Source organism: Jannaschia donghaensis (assembly GCF_001403795.1).
Lineage (GTDB): Bacteria > Pseudomonadota > Alphaproteobacteria > Rhodobacterales > Rhodobacteraceae > Jannaschia > Jannaschia donghaensis.
Genome location: NZ_CXSU01000005.1, coordinates 348,715 through 363,623 on the forward strand (window position 1 = coordinate 348,715; position 14,909 = coordinate 363,623).

Consider the following 14,909-nt stretch of genomic DNA (forward strand, 5'->3'; position numbering starts at 1 on the left):
ATCGTGAGTGATGAGCAGCAGCGCCATGCCTTCGTCGCGGACCAGATCGCGCAGCAGGTCGAGGATTTGCGCCTGTGTCGTCACATCCAGGGCGGTCGTCGGTTCGTCCGCGATCAACAGGCGGGGACGGCGGGCGATGGCCAGCGCGATGCAGACCCGCTGCCGCTGACCCCCGCTGAGTTCGTGGGGGTACCGACCCAGTGGAATTGCCGAAAGACCGACGCGGTCCAGCTTTTCGCGCGCGATGCGCAGGGCTTCGGAGCGGGGCGTGCCGTTCAGGCGCAGCGTTTCGGACACCTGCGCGCCGATGCTGTGGACGGGGTTCAGGGCGGTCATCGGCTCCTGAAAGATCATGCCGATGTCGTTGCCCCGAATGCGGAGCCATTGGCGTTCCGTCACCGTCGTCAGGTCGATGTCGCCCATGCGGACGGCACCGGCGGTCGTGGCGCCTTTCGGCAGCAGGCCGATCATGGCGAGCCCAGTCAACGATTTGCCGGACCCGGATTCGCCCACCAGCCCCGTGATCTCGCCGGGGCGCAGCGTCAGGGACACGTCGCGCAGAATCGGGGTGCCGTGGATCGACAGCGAAAGCCGGTCGAGCGTGAAGAGCGCATCGGCAGGCGCGACCGTCGCCGGGGCAAGCGACGCCAAGGTCATGCCCGGACCCGCCGCAGACGCGGGTCGAGCGCATCGCGCAATCCGTCGCCCAGCAGATTGAGACCGAGGACCAGGAAGACGATGGCTAGCCCCGGCAGCAGGGCCAACTGCGGTTCGGTATAGATCATCGTCTGCGCATCGGCGAGCATCCGGCCCCAGCTGGGCGTCGGGGGCTGCGCGCCCAGGCCGATGTAGGACAAGGCCGCTTCGGCCAGAATTCCCAGAGAGAACTGGATGGTCGCCTGCACGATCAGCAGGTTGGCGATATTGGGCAGGATATGCTGTGCCGAGATCAATATACGCCCCTTGCCCGCCACCCGCGCCGCCATGACGTAGTCGAGCGTCCACAGCGGCAGCGCACCGCCGCGCGCGACGCGGGCGAAGACGGGGATATTGAAAATGCCGATCGCCAGGATCGCGTTGAGCGCCGAAGGGCCGAAGACGGCCGTGATCAGGATCGCGATGACCAGCGACGGGAAGGCGAAGATCAGATCGTTGCCCCGCATGATCACCTCGTCCAGCCAGCCGCCGCTGTGCGCCGCGGCCAGCAATCCCAGCGGCACGCCCAATCCGACGCCGATGCCGACCGCCACCAGGGCGACGGCGATTGACGTGCGCGCGCCGGCCATCAGCATCGACAGCATGTCGCGCCCGAAATGGTCGGTGCCGAAGAGGTGCAGGACCGACGGGCCGAGGTTTCGCTGCGAAATGTCCAGGACATCGGTGTCATGCGGCACCCAAACGACGCTCGTCAGCGCGGCGAGGGCGAAGATCGCCGTCAGGACCGCCCCGATGCGCATCCCGACGCTCATGCCCCGCGCCGCAGGCGGGGATCGGCAAGGGTATAGGCCAGTTCCACCGCGAACGTGACGGCGACGACCGCGAAGACCAGCAGCATCGTCACCGATTGAACCACGATCAGGTCGCGCTGGGTGATGCCCTGGAAGATGAGACGGCCGAGGCCGGGCAGAAAGAAGACGTTCTCGATAATGATTGCACCCGCCAGCAGAAAGCTGAATTGCAGGCCAAGGATCGTCAGCACCGGAATGGCCGCGTTGCGCAGGGCGTGGCGGATCGTGGTCGCGCGCCGTGACAGGCCCTTGGCGCGTGCGGTTCGGATATAGTCCTGGTCAAGTGTGTCGATCAGGGCCCCGCGCAACACGCGCGCCAGGATCGACGCCTGCGGCAGGGCAAGGGCCACGGCCGGAAGGGTCAGCGCGCCAAGTGCTGCCACCGGGTCGGACCAGCCCGGAAAGCCGCCCGCCGAAACCCAGCGAAGCTTGACCGCGAAAACCAGCACCAGAAGCATCGCGAACCAGAAGTTCGGGACCGCGATGCCCAGCTGCGTCGCCCCCATCACGCCCCAGTCCGACGGACGCCCCCGGCGTGTCGCGGCCAGCAACCCGGCGGGAACGGCGATCACGACCGTCAGGATCAGCGCATAGGCCGCAAGCGGCGCACTGACCCCGATACGGTCGACCACCAGGCCCGCTACGGGCACGCGGTAGGTGTAGGAGGTGCCGAAATCACCCGTCAGCATTTCCGCGACCCACGCGAGGTAGCGTTGCGGCAACCCGCCCTCCAGCCCCAGGTCGGCGCGCAGGGCGGCGACGGTGTCGGGCTGCGCGTTCAGGCCCAGCATGAAGGCCGCCGGATCGCCGGGCACGGCCTGCAGCATCACGAAGATGACCACGCTCGCCACAAGGAGGGAGGCGGCCATGGAGGCCAGACGGGTCAGGATCATGCGCACCATGGGCCGAACGCTAGACGGCGGGGCGCGCGGGGGAAAGGGCGCTCAGACGGCGCGCAATTCCACCAGGTGATCGTGCACATGCATGACATGCGCCTTGGCGTAGGCATCCTTGGTCAGCGCGCCGTAGGTGAAGTGTGGGGCCGGATCGGGATCGAAAGCCTGAAATGCCGTTAGGCTGTCGATCAGGCGCAGGCGTGCGGCGTCGGCACCGGTTGCGTCAAGAACCTCGCCCGGGATCGGCGCGGCGGTGTCGTGCGACATCTGTCCCCGCGTCTGAAAGACATTGAACGCCAAGGGGCCGACGGTGTGGCGAAAGAGCGCCGATTTGAGATCTGGATAGCCGCTCATGGAAAACTCGACGCTCTGGGCGAGATGGTTGAGCGTGCGTGCGACGTCCCAGCTGCTGGCGGTTTCAATACCATCGGCGCGCAGCCCGTGAAGCTGAGCCAAGAGACGGTCCATGCCAAGCTCGGGATGATCGCGCGGCACGGCAACATAGGCCAGGCCACCGGCCAGGGCGGTCGCCCCGGCGGCGGTCAACGACAGAATGGCGGTGCGGCGTTTCATCGTGAAACGGTAGGCGTCGAAAGGCGACCGGGCAAGCGGCCGATTTAATGGAACTGTCATCCGCCTGTCATCCAGCGGTCACGGCGACAGATCACTGGAGAGTTGCGGTTGCATCAGGCATTGCCCGACCGCTGCGCCCAAGACGATGCCACGGCGTGATCGCATTGAATGTTCCAAGGCCGATATTTCAGAAGGCATTTTCAGGAAGATCCGGCCCCGGCGTTCCCCGCGCCGGGGTCTTTTCGTCAATCCTGCGCCCGCAGCACGCCGGCGGGTCGCGCGGCCAGGGGACGCCACGCGAAAGCCAGTCCGGCCAACAGGGTGGCGAGCGCGCCGCCGACCACGATCAAGAGGGCCGAGCGCCATTCGAAGCTGTACGGGGCCTCCATCACGAAGGTCAGGATGCCCCAGCCGGCCAGCGCACCGACGACGATGGCGACCACCCCCGCCGCCGCCCCCAGCAAAGCGGAGCGGAGCGCGAAACTGGTCAGGATGGTCGCGCGCGTGGCCCCCAGGGTCTTGAGGACCGATGCCTCGAACGTGCGACCGCGTTCGCCCGCCGCCGCCGCCCCGATCAGCACGATGAAACCCGTCAGCAACGTCGCCCCCGCGCCCCAGGACGTGGCGGCGGCCAGTGCCCCCAGGGCTTCGGTCACCAGGGCGATGGCGTCGCGCACGCGGATCGCGGTGATGTTCGGCGCATCGCCCGCCACATCGCGCAGGATGGCGGCTTCGGCGGATTCCTCGGCGTAGACGGTCGACAGCCACGTGTGCGGCGCGCCCTGCAGGGCGGCGGTGTTGAAGATGATGACGAAGCCGATCCCGCCCGAGGAAAAATCGACCTCCCGGAAATTGGTGACGGTGCCGGTGATGTCGCGGCCCAGCACGTTCATCGTGACCGCGTCCCCGATCTCCACGCCCAGCTCCTCCGCCTCTTCGCGCGCGAAGCTGATCTGGGGGTCGCCGGTATAATCTTCGGGCCAGAATTCTCCGGCGACGATCCGGGTGCCGTCGCCCGGCGTATCGGCGAAACTGATGCGGCGGTCGCCGCGCGTGACCCAGTGGTCGAATTCCGACGCGGGCGTTCCCGCGATCGACCGGACGACACCGCCCAGCATTGGCGCGGTATCCACGCGGCTGACGGCGGGGTCATTCTCGACCCGGTCGAGGAAGCCTTCGATCTGGTCGGGTTGAATGTCGACGAAGAAATACGACGGGGCGATTTCGGGCAAGTCGCGGTCGATGGCGGCGCGCATGTTGGCGTCGATCTGACCCACCGCGGCCAGTACGGTGAGACCCAGGCCCAGCGACAGGACGACGGCCGTCGCCTCGCCGCCGGGACCGCCGACGGACCCAAGGGCCAGACGCAGGGCGGGCCAGCCGCGCACGGCTTTCGTGCCGGCCAGCATCCGCGACAGCCGGCGCACGCCCCAAGCCGCGCCGATCAGCAGCGCCAGCGCAAATGCGATTCCACCGGCGGAATACAGCGCCAGCATCGGAATGCCCGACAGCAATGCGGAACTGGCGACAAGGGCGACCACGGCCACGGCCAATGCCACGATGTAGCGCCGGCGCGGCCAGACGCGGGAGGTGCCGGTCGCGTCGCGGAACAGGCTGGCGGCGCGCACCTGTTCGGTCCGCGCCAGCGGCCAGAGCGTGAAGATGAGCGCGGTCAGGGCACCGTAGAGCGCCGCCTCGAAGAGGGGCCCCGGATGGACGCCGAGGGCGACGGGTACGGGCAGGCGCGCCTCGATCAGCGGGCCGACGGTGATCGGGATGAGCGTGCCCAGGACCAGGCCGATGGCGATGCCCAAGGCAGCCAGAACGCCGATCTGCATCAGATAGGCGGCGAAGATCACCCGGCCTTCGGCCCCCAAAGTCTTGAGCGTTGCGATGACGCCGGTCTTGCGGTCGAGATAGCTGCGCACGGCCGCCGACACGCCCACGCCGCCGACCGCCAGGCCCGCCAATCCGACGAGAACGAGGAAACTGCCCAGTCGGTCCACGACCCGCTGCACCTGCGGGGCACCGTTGCGTCGATCGCGCCAGCGCGCGCCGCTGCCCTCGAATGCGGTCTCCAGCTCGACCTCCAGCGCGTCAAGCTGCTCGTCCGTGGCACCGGGGATCAGCATTCGGTACTTTACCTCGAACAGGCTGCCTTCGGAGACGAGGCCCGATCCTTCCAGTGCGGCGGTCGAGACGATGGTCCGGGGGCCAAGGCCAAAGCCCGCACTGCCCGCATCGGGTTCGCGCGTCAGAAGCGCACGCAGCGTCAGCGCCCGCGTGCCCAGATAGATCGGATCGCCGATTTCCAGGCCCAGCCGGTCGGCCAGAACGGGATGGATGATCGCGCCGTCGTCGGCCAGCGCCTGCGCCACCGGGATCGGCGGGTCCAGCGTCAGCGTTCCGGTCAGCGGATAGAGATCGTCGACGGCCTTTACCTGCGTCAGCGCGCGATCGGCCTCGCGTCCCTCGCCCGTCGCGGCCATGGAGCGGAAATCATAGACTTGGCTGACGGTGCCGACCGCGTCGAGCAGGGCGCGTTCCTCCGGCGTGGCGGCGCGGTAGTCGAACTCCACCTCCGCATCGCCGCCCAGGATCACGCTGCCTTCCCGCTCCAACCCGGCAGTGATCGACACGCGGACGGAGCCGACGGCGGCGATGGCGGCGACGCCCAGAGCCAGACAGGCCAGGAAGATGCGAAAGCCCGACAGCCCCCCCCGCAACTCGCGCCGCGCGATGGTGGCGGCCTGCGTCAGCCAGATCATTCGCCGACCTTCGCGTATCCGGTCGTCGCGGCATCGGTGACCCGCAGATCGGGGGTGTTGCGGGTTTCGGCGTCCAGTCGACCGTCGACCAAACGGATCGTGCGGTCGCAGCGGGCCGCCAGATCGAGTGAGTGGGTGACCATGATCAGCGTGGCACCATGGCGATCCCGCAGATCGAACAGCAGGTCCATGATTGCGGCCCCCGTCGCCTGATCCAGGTTGCCGGTCGGTTCGTCCGCCAGCAGGATGTCGGGGCGCGGGGCGGCGGCACGGGCCAGGGCGACGCGCTGCTGTTCGCCGCCGGACATCTGTGCGGGGTAATGGTCGGTCCGGTGACCCAGGCCGACAGCGTCCAACTCCGCCTCCGCCCGCTCGAACGCATCGGCCGCACCGGCCAGTTCCAGCGGCGTGGCGACGTTTTCCAGCGCGGTCATCGTCGGGATCAGGTGGAAGGATTGGAACACCACCCCCATATGAGAGCGACGAAAGCGGGCCAGCTGGTCCTCGTCCATCGTGGTCAGGTCGTTGCCAAGTGCCAGGACCGATCCGCCGGTGGCACGTTCCAGCCCGCCCATCAGCATCAGGAGAGACGACTTGCCACTTCCCGACGGACCCACCAGCCCCAGCGTGTCCCCCTTGGCGACCTCCAGTGAGATGCCGTGCAGGATGTCCACCATTCCGGCGTTGCCTTGCAGCGAGAGTTCGACGTCGGTCAGGGACAGGACCATGGGGGTCTCCTTCGGGGGGGCGGCTGTGAGTGGATATGGGGTATTCGCACGAATGAACAAGACGGTTCACTTTTCGTTGGCTGCCTTGTTTTTAGGCGGGGCTGCGCAGGCGGACACCTTTCAGGTGGTGGCCCTGGGCGACAGTCTGACGGCCGGCTACGGCCTGCCCGACGACCAGGGCTTCGTTCCGCAATTGCAGGCCTGGCTGGACGCCGCGGGCGCGGACGTGGAGGTCGTGAACGCGGGCGTTTCGGGTGATACGACGGCGGGCGGATTGGCGCGGCTGGACTGGTCGCTGTCCGAGGAGACGGATGCGATGATCGTGGCGCTGGGCGGCAACGATTTGCTGCGCGGCGTGCCCGTCGCGTCCAGTCGAGGCAACCTGGAAGCCATCCTGGAGACGGTCGCGGTAGAGCGGGACCTGCCGGTCCTGTTGATCGGATTGGAGGCCCCGGCGAACTATGGCCCCGACTTCCAACAGGATTTCAACGCGATGTATTCGGAGCTGTCCGACGGATACGCCACCCTGCTGGAGCCAAATTTCCTGGGTCCGCTGGTGGCGGAGGTGGACATGGCGACGGCGCGGGCACGCTACATGCAAGGCGACGGCATCCATCCCAATAGCGCGGGCGTCGGCGTCATCGTGGAGGCGTTCGGCCCGCGTGTCCTGGACTTGATCGAAGCCGCCACGCCCTGAAGGGCAAGCGCCCCCGCCGGGGGGGGGCGGGGGCGCTGCGGCGACGTGCCGGCGGGGAGAGTCTGGGCGCGTCGGATCCTGAGGATTACTCGTCTTGTGCGCTTTCGGCGGCGATGTCCGCGAAGATGTCGGCGGCGCGCGTCGGCTGACCGGAATAGCGGGTCGCGCCGTTCAGGCCGCGAATGTCGTCCTGGCTGTCGGCATCGGCGTTGAAGATCGCGAAAGCGACGCCCGAATTGCCCGAGCGGCTGGACACGGTGACGCCGGTGCCGCCGTCGGTCAGGATGCTGCGGCCGTCCTGGCTGTCGGCGTCCTGGTTGAAGTGGGCGATGGCGGCGGCGGGTCCGGTGGCGACCTCGGCATAGGCGGGGGCGGTGAGGGCGGCGGCGAGGAGGGCGGCGGTAATGGTTTTCATGGGTCTTATCCTTAGATGCGGTGGACCGCGGGTTGATGCGGCGGATCCGGTTGAGAGGTGCGGGGCGCGGTGTGTGCCCTGCCGATGGGAGAGAGATACGGGTCCGTGAGCTGTCGTTCAACAAACGGAAGCGTGAGAATTGTGGGATATAGGTGCGCTTGCGCACAGACGCTGGTCTGACCCGCACCGCCCTCACGGGGCGTGGTCCGATTTTGACGCGCGCGTGAGCGGCGGGCGGAAAACTGAAATGGAAGGCGTGGGTCGGCGCGTCCGCAAACCTGGACCCGCGATTCGAACCGGATGCCTCAATGGCTTCGGATGCGATGCGGGTCCGCCCGTGCGCAGACGTCGGCCAGTCCGTCCGCCTTGCTCCGACCCCTCTCCTGCGGCAAAACCGGCCAAAGTCAGGGAGGCTTCGACATGACCCACATCCTCGCCATCGACCAGGGCACCACGTCCAGCCGTGCGATCCTGTTCGATGCGGACATGAAGATCGCCGCGACCTCCCAACAGGAATTCACCCAGCATTTTCCCGACAGCGGCTGGGTCGAGCACGAGGTCGAGGATTTGTGGCGGACCGTCGCCGAAACCTGCCGGGATGTCATGGACAAGACCGGGCTGACCGCATCCGATATCGCGGGCATCGGCATCACCAATCAGCGCGAGACGACCGTGGTCTGGGACCGGGACACGGGACAGGCCGTGCACCGCGCGATCGTCTGGCAGGATCGGCGGACCGCCGATTTTTGCCGCGAGATGAAGCACCATGAGCCGATGGTGATGGCGCGGACGGGCCTGCTGATGGATCCGTATTTCTCGGGCACTAAGCTGCGTTGGATCCTTGAGAACGTCGATGGCGCACGGGCGCGGGCCCGGGCGGGCAAGCTGCTGTTCGGGACGGTCGACAGCTATCTGATCTGGAAGCTGACGGGCGGCGTGCGCCATGTCACCGACGCGACGAACGCCGCGCGCACCATGCTGTACAATATCCACGAAGGACGCTGGGACGCGGAGATCTGCAAGCTGCTGGACGTGCCCATGGATATGCTGCCCGATGTGCTGGACTGCGCGGCCGACTTCGGGACGACGGACCTTCTGGGGGGCAAAACCCCGATCCTTGGGGTCGCGGGCGATCAGCAGGCGGCGACGGTCGGGCAGGCGTGTTTCGGCAAGGGGATGCTGAAATCCACCTATGGCACGGGGTGTTTCGCGCTTTTGAACACCGGCGATAGGCCCGTGACCTCCACGCACCGCCTGCTGGGCACGATCGCCTATCAGCTGGACGGGAAGCCGACCTATGCGCTGGAAGGGTCGATCTTTATCGCCGGGGCCGTGGTGCAATGGCTCCGCGACGGGTTGGGCATCATCGGGCAGGCGTCGGACACGCAGCCGCTGGCCGACAAGGCCGATCCGCAGCAGCGTCTGTATCTGGTGCCCGCCTTCACCGGCCTTGGCGCGCCCCATTGGGACCCTGACGCGCGGGGGGCGATCTTCGGGCTGACACGCGGATCGGGGCCTGCTGAATTCGCCCGCGCGGCATTGGAGTCGGTCGGCTATCAGACGCGCGACCTGTTGGAGGCGATGCGGGCGGACGTGCCGGATCTGGACGAAACCATCCTGCGCGTCGATGGCGGGATGAGCGCGTCGGATTGGTCGATGCAATTTCTGTCCGACATCCTGGGTGCGCCCGTCGACCGGCCAAAGGTGTTGGAGACGACGGCCCTGGGCGCGGCGTGGCTGGCGGGAATGCGGGCCGGGGTCTATCCCGATCAGGAGGGGTTTGCCCGGACCTGGGCGTTGGAGCGGCAGTTCGAACCAAAGATGGACGAGGATGAGCGGGCGACGCGCTATGCCGGATGGCAGGACGCGGTGGCCCGGACCCTGACGCGCTAGGGCCGGATCAGCCGATCCTTCAGATCGTCCAGCGACGACACCCCGATCTGCGTCATGTTGGATTTCATGTCCGCGGTCAGAATATGGTGCAGATGGTCGATCCCCTTGGGGCCGAACGCGGCCAGGGCGAAATACCACGCCTTGCCAAGGAAGACGAAATCCGCCCCCAAAGCCAACGCGCGCAGAATATCCAGTCCGCCCTGGATGCCGGAGCAGAAATAGACCGGAACGCGCCCCGCGACCCGCTCCGCCACCGGCGGCAGCGCGTCCAACGCGGCGGGCCCGCCTTCGAACTGACGACCCGAGTGGTTCGATACCCAGATCGCATCGACGCCAAGGTCGATCAGACGCGCGGCATCGTCCGGATCCTGCACGCCCTTGACCACCAGCGGGCCATCCCATTCGGCGCGGATCGCCTCGATATAAGACCAGTCGGGGAAGCCACGGATCAGCCGGCCCGCATGGGTGAATTTGTCCGCGCCCCTGGCCCCTTTGGAGTAGCTGTTGGGAAAGACCATTTCCGGCATCCCCATGCGCGCCATGCCCATGGCCCAAACGGGCGACGCGATGATGGATGCAACGATGCCGGGCGTCATCACCGGCGGCATCGACACATGGGCGCGGCGCTGGCGTTCGCGGCGGCTTTCGCCCGGCACGTCGACGGTGACGACCAGAACGCGCCAGCCGGAGGCCTTGATGCGGGCCAGCATGTCGCGGCGGATTTCGGGATCATTGACGGGGTAGTGTTGATACCAGCCCAGGTCGCCGACGATGGGACCCGTGTCTTCGGGGGTGGCGGCGGCGACGGTCGATTGGCCATAGGGCATCCGCAGGCGACAGGCGGCTTCGGCCATCAGGCGTTCCGCATCGGGCCAGAGCACACCGGCCAGACCCACGGGTGCGATGCCGAACGGCGTGGGGTTCGAATGTCCAAGGGTTGTGCAGTTCAGGTCGGGCGTAATCTCCCCCTGCAGGATCGCGGGGCGAAACCGGACCGCATCGAGGGCGGCGCGGTTCTGGGCGACCCCCAACTCCCGCCCGGTGCCGCTGTCGAGGTATTCGAAAGCGAAATGTGGCATGCGGCGCTTGGCGCGTTTGCGAAGGTCGGAGAGGGCGGGGTGCGTGACGTCAAGATCCATTTCCGCAACGTGCACGGTTCGCGCGCGGGGGGCCAGCCCCCCGAAACCGCACGCAATATCCCGAAACCAGAGAAACGCTGCGTTCAGCGGACCCTGAGGACGATCTTGCCGATGTGATCGCCCGCTTCCATGCGCGCATGGGCGGCGGCCGCATCCTCCAGGTCGAACACCTGATCCATCACTGGGGCGACGGTGCCCGCCTCGAGCAGCGGCCAGACCTTTTCACGCAGCTTTTCGGCGATCCGCGCTTTGGCCAGGACGGACTGTGGCCGCAGGGTGGAGCCGGTGACCGTCAGCCGGCGGACCATGATCTGTGCAAAGTTCACCTCGGCCGATGCGCCTTGCAGGAGGGCGATCTGCACCAGGCGGCCGTCATCGGCCAGCGCGCGCAGGTTGCGGTTGATGTAATCGCCGCCGACCATATCCAGGATCAGATCCGCGCCGCCCGCGTCGCGCAGGGCCTGCACCCAGTCGGTATCGCGGTAGTTCATCGCCTCGGCCCCCAGGCCATCGCAGACGGCGACCTTTTCGTCGGAGCCGGCGGTCGCGAAGACACGTGCGCCGAAGGTGCGGGCCAGCTGGATCGCAGTTGTGCCGATGCCGGACGTTCCGCCGTGAACGAGGAAGCGTTCCCCCCCGCGCAGGCCACCGCGGTCGAAGACATTGGTCCAGACGGTGAAATAGGTTTCGGGCAGGGCGGCGGCCTGCGCCATGGACAGCCCGTCGGGGATGCGCAGGGCGTGGTCGGCGGGGGTGGTGACATATTCGGCATAGCCGCCGCCGGGCAAAAGCGCGCAAACCCGGTCGCCCGCGTTCCAACGACTGACGCCAGCGCCCACGCCGACGACGGTGCCCGAACACTCCAGCCCCGGCAGATCGCTTGCCCCTTTGGGCGGATCGTACGCCCCCGCGCGTTGCAGCGCGTCTGGCCGGTTCACGCCGGCATGATCGACCGCGATCAGGATTTCGCCGGGGCCGGGTACAGGCACGGGACGTGTCGTGGGGGTCAGCACCTCCGGCCCGCCGGGGGCGGAGATTTCGACGGCGCGCATCGTGTCGGGAAGGGGCATCGGGCGTCTCCTGCTGTGTCTTGCATCGCTAGCAGGCCGGGATGGGCTCATCCAGAGCGGGTCGGGATGCGTAGAAGGCAGATGATCCAGATATCCCTTGCTTTGAATGTGCTGATCCTGATCCCTGTCACATGGGGGCTGCTGGCTGACAGCGCGGGAATGGCGCAGGCCTTCGGCCCCGATCAACCGTCACGTCGCATCCTGCTGGCGGTCTATCTGGCGATCGCGGCATGCAGCGCGGCTCTGCTGCTGTGGCCGGGCGGGCGGATGCTCGTGCCGGGTCTGCTGGCGGTTCAGGGGATCTACAAGGTGCTGACGGTGCCTCTTCTGGGGATCGGGCATCCGGTGGTGGTGACCAACCTTGGGATCGTTGTCGTGCATGGCGTGACGCTCGCGACGATCCTGCGCTGACATCCGCCGACCGCCAGGCGGTCGGGAACGATCCGCCGGATCGGGCGTTGATAGAGCAGAAACCCTGCAAGGAGAGATGACATGGCGAACGAAAACCAGACCGAAGGCAAGCTCAAGGACATCGGCGGCAAGATCAAGGAAGAGATCGGCGACGCCTTGGGCAACAAGGATATGGAAACCGAAGGCCAGGCCGATCAGGTCGAGGGCAAGGTCCAGAAGGGCGTCGGCGACGTCGAGGAAGACTTCAAGAAGAAATAATCGGCGCGAATGCGACGATCGACGGAAGGGCCGGCTGCAACCGGCCCTTTTTCATGTGCTCAACTCGGGTCGCGCCAGCGGCCGGGCAGGTCGGACCGCGGCCCGCGCGTCGGGGCCTTGATACGGTCCAGAATCATGTTCGGGCCGACCATCAGGCGCGACAGGATCGGGGATTTGCGCGCGCTGGCCTTCACCTTCTCGATCTGCATGACCCCGTCGATGCGCCGATCAAGGAAGTCCCAGGTGTCGCGAAACCCCTCGCTTTCGTCGCCCAGCCAGTAAAGTATCGTCGCCGAATAGACGCCCGACAGGGTGCCGCGTTTGGTGTACCAATTCACGTCGTTCGACGTGTCGCCCAACGCCTCCCATATCGCATCGGACGTGCCCCAAAGCGCGCGCAGCCCGTCGGCGGCGTGCATGGGCAGCGCAAACAGCGTCATGCCGCGGCGCACGGCTTCGCGGTTCTGGTTCGCGATTTCGATCCGGGTGCGTACGGCATGGGACACGCGGTCGCGGTAGCGCATGTCCGACATATCCTGCGCGCGGATCTGGGCCACCATGCGCGCGTCGTCGCGGGCATGGAACGCCAAAGCCAGGTCGAGCGCGCCGCGCGGGCAGGCGGCGCGGCCCTGTGCGGGGGTAATGTCGGCGTCTTCGACAGCGGCGCGGAACGTGGCCTCCGACCAGCCGTCGAAGGCGACATGGGGCAGGGCGGCGTCGAGCAGGCGGTCCTTGAGATCGGTCATGGCGTCCCTTCGGGGTTGCGGCAGGTGGATGCTGGACAAGATAGTGTCGTCCGCCTATATCGCCACTTCCTGCACGGATTTATCCGACCCACTCAAACCTAGAAAGGTGGTGAAAACCACATGCAGGTTAGCGTTCGTGACAACAACGTCGATCAGGCCCTCCGGGCTCTGAAGAAGAAGTTGCAGCGCGAGGGTGTCTTCCGCGAGATGAAGCTCAAGCAGCATTTCGAGAAACCCTCCGAGAAGAAAGCACGCCAGAAGGCCGAGGCCGTCCGCCGTGCCCGTAAGCTCGCACGCAAGAAGGCTCAGCGCGAAGGGATGATGTAAATCTTCCCGGCGTATGCCGCAGAATATCCCCCGGATGGCCCGCGCTGTCCGGGGGTTTTCATTTGTGCACGGTGGTCCAGGCAATGCCCGCCGACAGCATCGCCAGCGCGGCCCCGACCCAGGCGGCCAGCGCAAATCCCGCCACCAGATCGCCCGCCAGCACCAGACCCAGAAGTGCCGTGGCGACCAGACCGCCGATTCGGCTGATGGCGTTGTTCACGCCCGACGCGACGCCGGCCCGGTCTTCGCCTGCGCTGGACAGGACGGCGGTGGTAAGGGGGGCGACGGCAAGGGCCATACCCAAGGCCAGCGCCAGCAGACCCGGCAATAGATCGGTCGCATACCGCACGCCGGTGCCGGGCAGCTGCGTCAGCCAGCCAAAGCCCGCCGCCACGAGCAAGGCTCCGACGGTCAGCATCGCGCGGGTGCCGAACCGATCGACCAGCGCGCCACCGGTGAACCGCGACAGCCCGCCGATCAGAACCGGCAGTGGCAGCAGGGCCAGACCGGCAGCGGACGCGCCGTAGCCCAGGTCGGAGATCAGCATGTAGGGCAGAAGCAACATTAGCCCGCCAAGCGCGGCGTAAAGGAAGAAGGTGAAGAGGGTCAGGCCCGAGAAGGCCGCGTCACGAAACAGGGTCAGCGGTACCATCGCACGACCCGATTTGCCGTGTTCGACGGCGACGAACGCCAGGATCATGGCCGCGCCCCCGGCAAGGGCCGACAGGACCGCGGGCGACATGCCCCGTTCCGGCAGCGCGACAAGGCCCCAGATCGCGGCCAGCAGCCCGACGGACACCAAAGCCGCGCCCGCAAGGTCCAGCGGCGCGCGGTCGCCCTCGGCACCGTGGCTTTCCCGGATTCCGCTCTGGGCCAAAACAAAGGCCACGGCAGCGATCGGCAGAACCGTCACGAACGCCCATCGCCAGCCCGCCACATCGACGATCCAACCGCCCAGAACCGGGGCCAGCGCCCCCGCCGCCGCCCCCGCGCCCGCCCAGGTGCCCACGGCCCGTCCGCGGGCAGGGCCCGAAAACGCCTCGGCCAAGATCGCAAGGGACGTGGGTGCGATCAGGGCGGCGCCCACGCCTTCCAGCACACGGGCGATCAATAGGACGGGAAAAGACCAGGCGACCGCGGCCAGCAGACAGGATGCGGCGAAAAGCAATAGACCGCCCTGGAACACCAGCTTGCGCCCGTAATGATCGCCAAGGGCCCCGCCCAAGAGAACAAAGGCCCCCAACGGCAGCAGGTAGGCGTTGACGATCCACTGCGCGCCTGCGGGACCGGCATCGAAGGCCCCCTGCATCTGAGGCAGCGCCACGTTGATGATGGACCCGACGACGAAAGCCAGACTGGACGCGATGGTCGTCGCGATCAGCGTCGCGCGCGGGTCGTGGTCGCGCGGCGCGCAGTCGCGCATCGGGGTGCAAGGCAATGGCAGCGCGTTCGTCATGGCAATCTCCGCCGCCGAGCTTTG

General features: G+C 67.2%; 16 protein-coding genes. 5 read left to right on the top strand and 11 right to left on the bottom strand.

Annotated elements, in window-relative coordinates; genetic code table 11:
- The 6 genes from JDO7802_RS02350 to JDO7802_RS02375 form a co-directional block, all read right to left on the bottom strand.
- Positions 1–657 (bottom strand): ATP-binding cassette domain-containing protein (locus JDO7802_RS02350; protein WP_144430514.1); only part of this gene is annotated, 657 nt, incomplete at its 3' end.
- Positions 654–1,469, bottom strand: a complete 816-nt coding sequence (locus JDO7802_RS02355; RefSeq protein WP_055082215.1) for an ABC transporter permease — start codon at positions 1,467–1,469, stop codon at positions 654–656. The genes JDO7802_RS02355 and JDO7802_RS02350, both read right to left, overlap by 4 nt.
- Positions 1,466–2,410 carry an ABC transporter permease gene (locus tag JDO7802_RS02360; protein WP_055082217.1) on the bottom strand — a complete coding sequence of 315 codons (945 nt, stop codon included), beginning with the start codon at positions 2,408–2,410 and terminating at the stop codon, positions 1,466–1,468. The genes JDO7802_RS02355 and JDO7802_RS02360 overlap by 4 nt, the downstream gene beginning before the upstream one ends.
- Positions 2,411–2,452: 42 nt before the next feature.
- The gene (locus tag JDO7802_RS02365; RefSeq protein ID WP_187298074.1) at positions 2,453–2,977 is read right to left on the bottom strand and encodes a DUF1569 domain-containing protein; all 525 of its coding nucleotides are present in this window, start codon (positions 2,975–2,977) and stop codon (positions 2,453–2,455) included.
- 245 nt (positions 2,978–3,222) lie between these two features.
- Positions 3,223–5,745 (bottom strand): ABC transporter permease, encoded by a 2,523-nt coding sequence (locus tag JDO7802_RS02370; RefSeq protein WP_144430481.1) that lies wholly within the window; start codon positions 5,743–5,745, stop codon positions 3,223–3,225.
- Positions 5,742–6,473 (bottom strand): ABC transporter ATP-binding protein, encoded by a 732-nt coding sequence (locus JDO7802_RS02375; protein WP_083480969.1) that lies wholly within the window; start codon positions 6,471–6,473, stop codon positions 5,742–5,744. Before JDO7802_RS02375 ends, JDO7802_RS02370 begins: the two co-directional genes overlap by 4 nt.
- 52 nt (positions 6,474–6,525) lie before the next feature.
- Here JDO7802_RS02375 and JDO7802_RS02380 point away from each other — a divergent pair, with 52 nt between their 5' ends.
- Positions 6,526–7,170 (top strand): arylesterase, encoded by a 645-nt coding sequence (locus JDO7802_RS02380; RefSeq protein WP_055082221.1) that lies wholly within the window; start codon positions 6,526–6,528, stop codon positions 7,168–7,170.
- An 85-nt stretch (positions 7,171–7,255) separates the two neighbouring features.
- Here JDO7802_RS02380 and JDO7802_RS18150 read toward each other — a convergent pair whose 3' ends face one another.
- Entirely contained in the window at positions 7,256–7,585 is a 330-nt protein-coding gene (locus JDO7802_RS18150; RefSeq protein WP_055082223.1) for a hypothetical protein, read from the bottom strand.
- Between the two features lie 420 nt (positions 7,586–8,005).
- Here JDO7802_RS18150 and glpK point away from each other — a divergent pair, with 420 nt between their 5' ends.
- Entirely contained in the window at positions 8,006–9,478 is a 1,473-nt protein-coding gene (gene glpK / locus JDO7802_RS02390) for a glycerol kinase GlpK (RefSeq protein ID WP_055082225.1), read from the top strand.
- Here glpK and JDO7802_RS02395 read toward each other — a convergent pair.
- Positions 9,475–10,617 carry an alpha-hydroxy acid oxidase gene (locus JDO7802_RS02395; RefSeq protein ID WP_055082227.1) on the bottom strand — a complete coding sequence of 381 codons (1,143 nt, stop codon included), beginning with the start codon at positions 10,615–10,617 and terminating at the stop codon, positions 9,475–9,477. The genes glpK and JDO7802_RS02395 overlap by 4 nt on opposite strands.
- Positions 10,618–10,700: 83 nt before the next feature.
- On the bottom strand, positions 10,701–11,687 hold the full coding sequence (locus tag JDO7802_RS02400) for an NAD(P)H-quinone oxidoreductase (RefSeq protein WP_055082229.1): 987 nt from the start codon (positions 11,685–11,687) through the stop codon (positions 10,701–10,703).
- 81 nt (positions 11,688–11,768) lie between these two features.
- Between JDO7802_RS02400 and JDO7802_RS02405 the strand changes: the two genes are divergently transcribed.
- Positions 11,769–12,098, top strand: coding sequence for a hypothetical protein (locus JDO7802_RS02405; protein WP_055082231.1), 330 nt, complete (start codon positions 11,769–11,771; stop codon positions 12,096–12,098).
- An 81-nt stretch (positions 12,099–12,179) separates the two neighbouring features.
- Positions 12,180–12,356 carry a CsbD family protein gene (locus JDO7802_RS17550; RefSeq protein WP_083480971.1) on the top strand — a complete coding sequence of 59 codons (177 nt, stop codon included), beginning with the start codon at positions 12,180–12,182 and terminating at the stop codon, positions 12,354–12,356.
- Between the two features lie 59 nt (positions 12,357–12,415).
- Here JDO7802_RS17550 and JDO7802_RS02410 read toward each other — a convergent pair whose 3' ends face one another.
- Complete coding sequence (locus JDO7802_RS02410; protein ID WP_055082233.1) at positions 12,416–13,102, bottom strand: COQ9 family protein; 687 nt, start codon at positions 13,100–13,102, stop codon at positions 12,416–12,418.
- A 120-nt stretch (positions 13,103–13,222) separates the two neighbouring features.
- Between JDO7802_RS02410 and rpsU the strand changes: the two genes are divergently transcribed.
- A complete protein-coding gene (gene rpsU / locus JDO7802_RS02415; RefSeq protein ID WP_055082236.1) occupies positions 13,223–13,429 on the top strand; it encodes a 30S ribosomal protein S21 in 207 nt (68 codons plus the stop codon).
- A 58-nt stretch (positions 13,430–13,487) separates the two neighbouring features.
- Here rpsU and JDO7802_RS02420 read toward each other — a convergent pair whose 3' ends face one another.
- On the bottom strand, positions 13,488–14,885 hold the full coding sequence (locus JDO7802_RS02420) for an MFS transporter (RefSeq protein ID WP_055082238.1): 1,398 nt from the start codon (positions 14,883–14,885) through the stop codon (positions 13,488–13,490).
- Positions 14,886–14,909 lie beyond the last annotated feature (24 nt).

Coding starts and splice junctions, on each gene's coding strand:
- JDO7802_RS17550 (WP_083480971.1), top strand. CDS start 12,180: ATGGCGAACGAAAACCAGACCGAAGGCAAGCTCAAGGACATCGGCGGC.
- JDO7802_RS02405 (WP_055082231.1), top strand. CDS start 11,769: ATGATCCAGATATCCCTTGCTTTGAATGTGCTGATCCTGATCCCTGTC.
- JDO7802_RS02380 (WP_055082221.1), top strand. CDS start 6,526: ATGAACAAGACGGTTCACTTTTCGTTGGCTGCCTTGTTTTTAGGCGGG.
- JDO7802_RS18150 (WP_055082223.1), bottom strand. CDS start 7,585: ATGAAAACCATTACCGCCGCCCTCCTCGCCGCCGCCCTCACCGCCCCC.
- JDO7802_RS02360 (WP_055082217.1), bottom strand. CDS start 2,410: ATGGTGCGCATGATCCTGACCCGTCTGGCCTCCATGGCCGCCTCCCTC.
- glpK (WP_055082225.1), top strand. CDS start 8,006: ATGACCCACATCCTCGCCATCGACCAGGGCACCACGTCCAGCCGTGCG.
- JDO7802_RS02375 (WP_083480969.1), bottom strand. CDS start 6,473: ATGGTCCTGTCCCTGACCGACGTCGAACTCTCGCTGCAAGGCAACGCC.
- JDO7802_RS02370 (WP_144430481.1), bottom strand. CDS start 5,745: ATGATCTGGCTGACGCAGGCCGCCACCATCGCGCGGCGCGAGTTGCGG.
- JDO7802_RS02395 (WP_055082227.1), bottom strand. CDS start 10,617: ATGGATCTTGACGTCACGCACCCCGCCCTCTCCGACCTTCGCAAACGC.
- JDO7802_RS02410 (WP_055082233.1), bottom strand. CDS start 13,102: ATGACCGATCTCAAGGACCGCCTGCTCGACGCCGCCCTGCCCCATGTC.
- JDO7802_RS02400 (WP_055082229.1), bottom strand. CDS start 11,687: ATGCCCCTTCCCGACACGATGCGCGCCGTCGAAATCTCCGCCCCCGGC.
- JDO7802_RS02365 (WP_187298074.1), bottom strand. CDS start 2,977: ATGAAACGCCGCACCGCCATTCTGTCGTTGACCGCCGCCGGGGCGACC.
- rpsU (WP_055082236.1), top strand. CDS start 13,223: ATGCAGGTTAGCGTTCGTGACAACAACGTCGATCAGGCCCTCCGGGCT.
- JDO7802_RS02420 (WP_055082238.1), bottom strand. CDS start 14,885: ATGACGAACGCGCTGCCATTGCCTTGCACCCCGATGCGCGACTGCGCG.
- JDO7802_RS02355 (WP_055082215.1), bottom strand. CDS start 1,469: ATGAGCGTCGGGATGCGCATCGGGGCGGTCCTGACGGCGATCTTCGCC.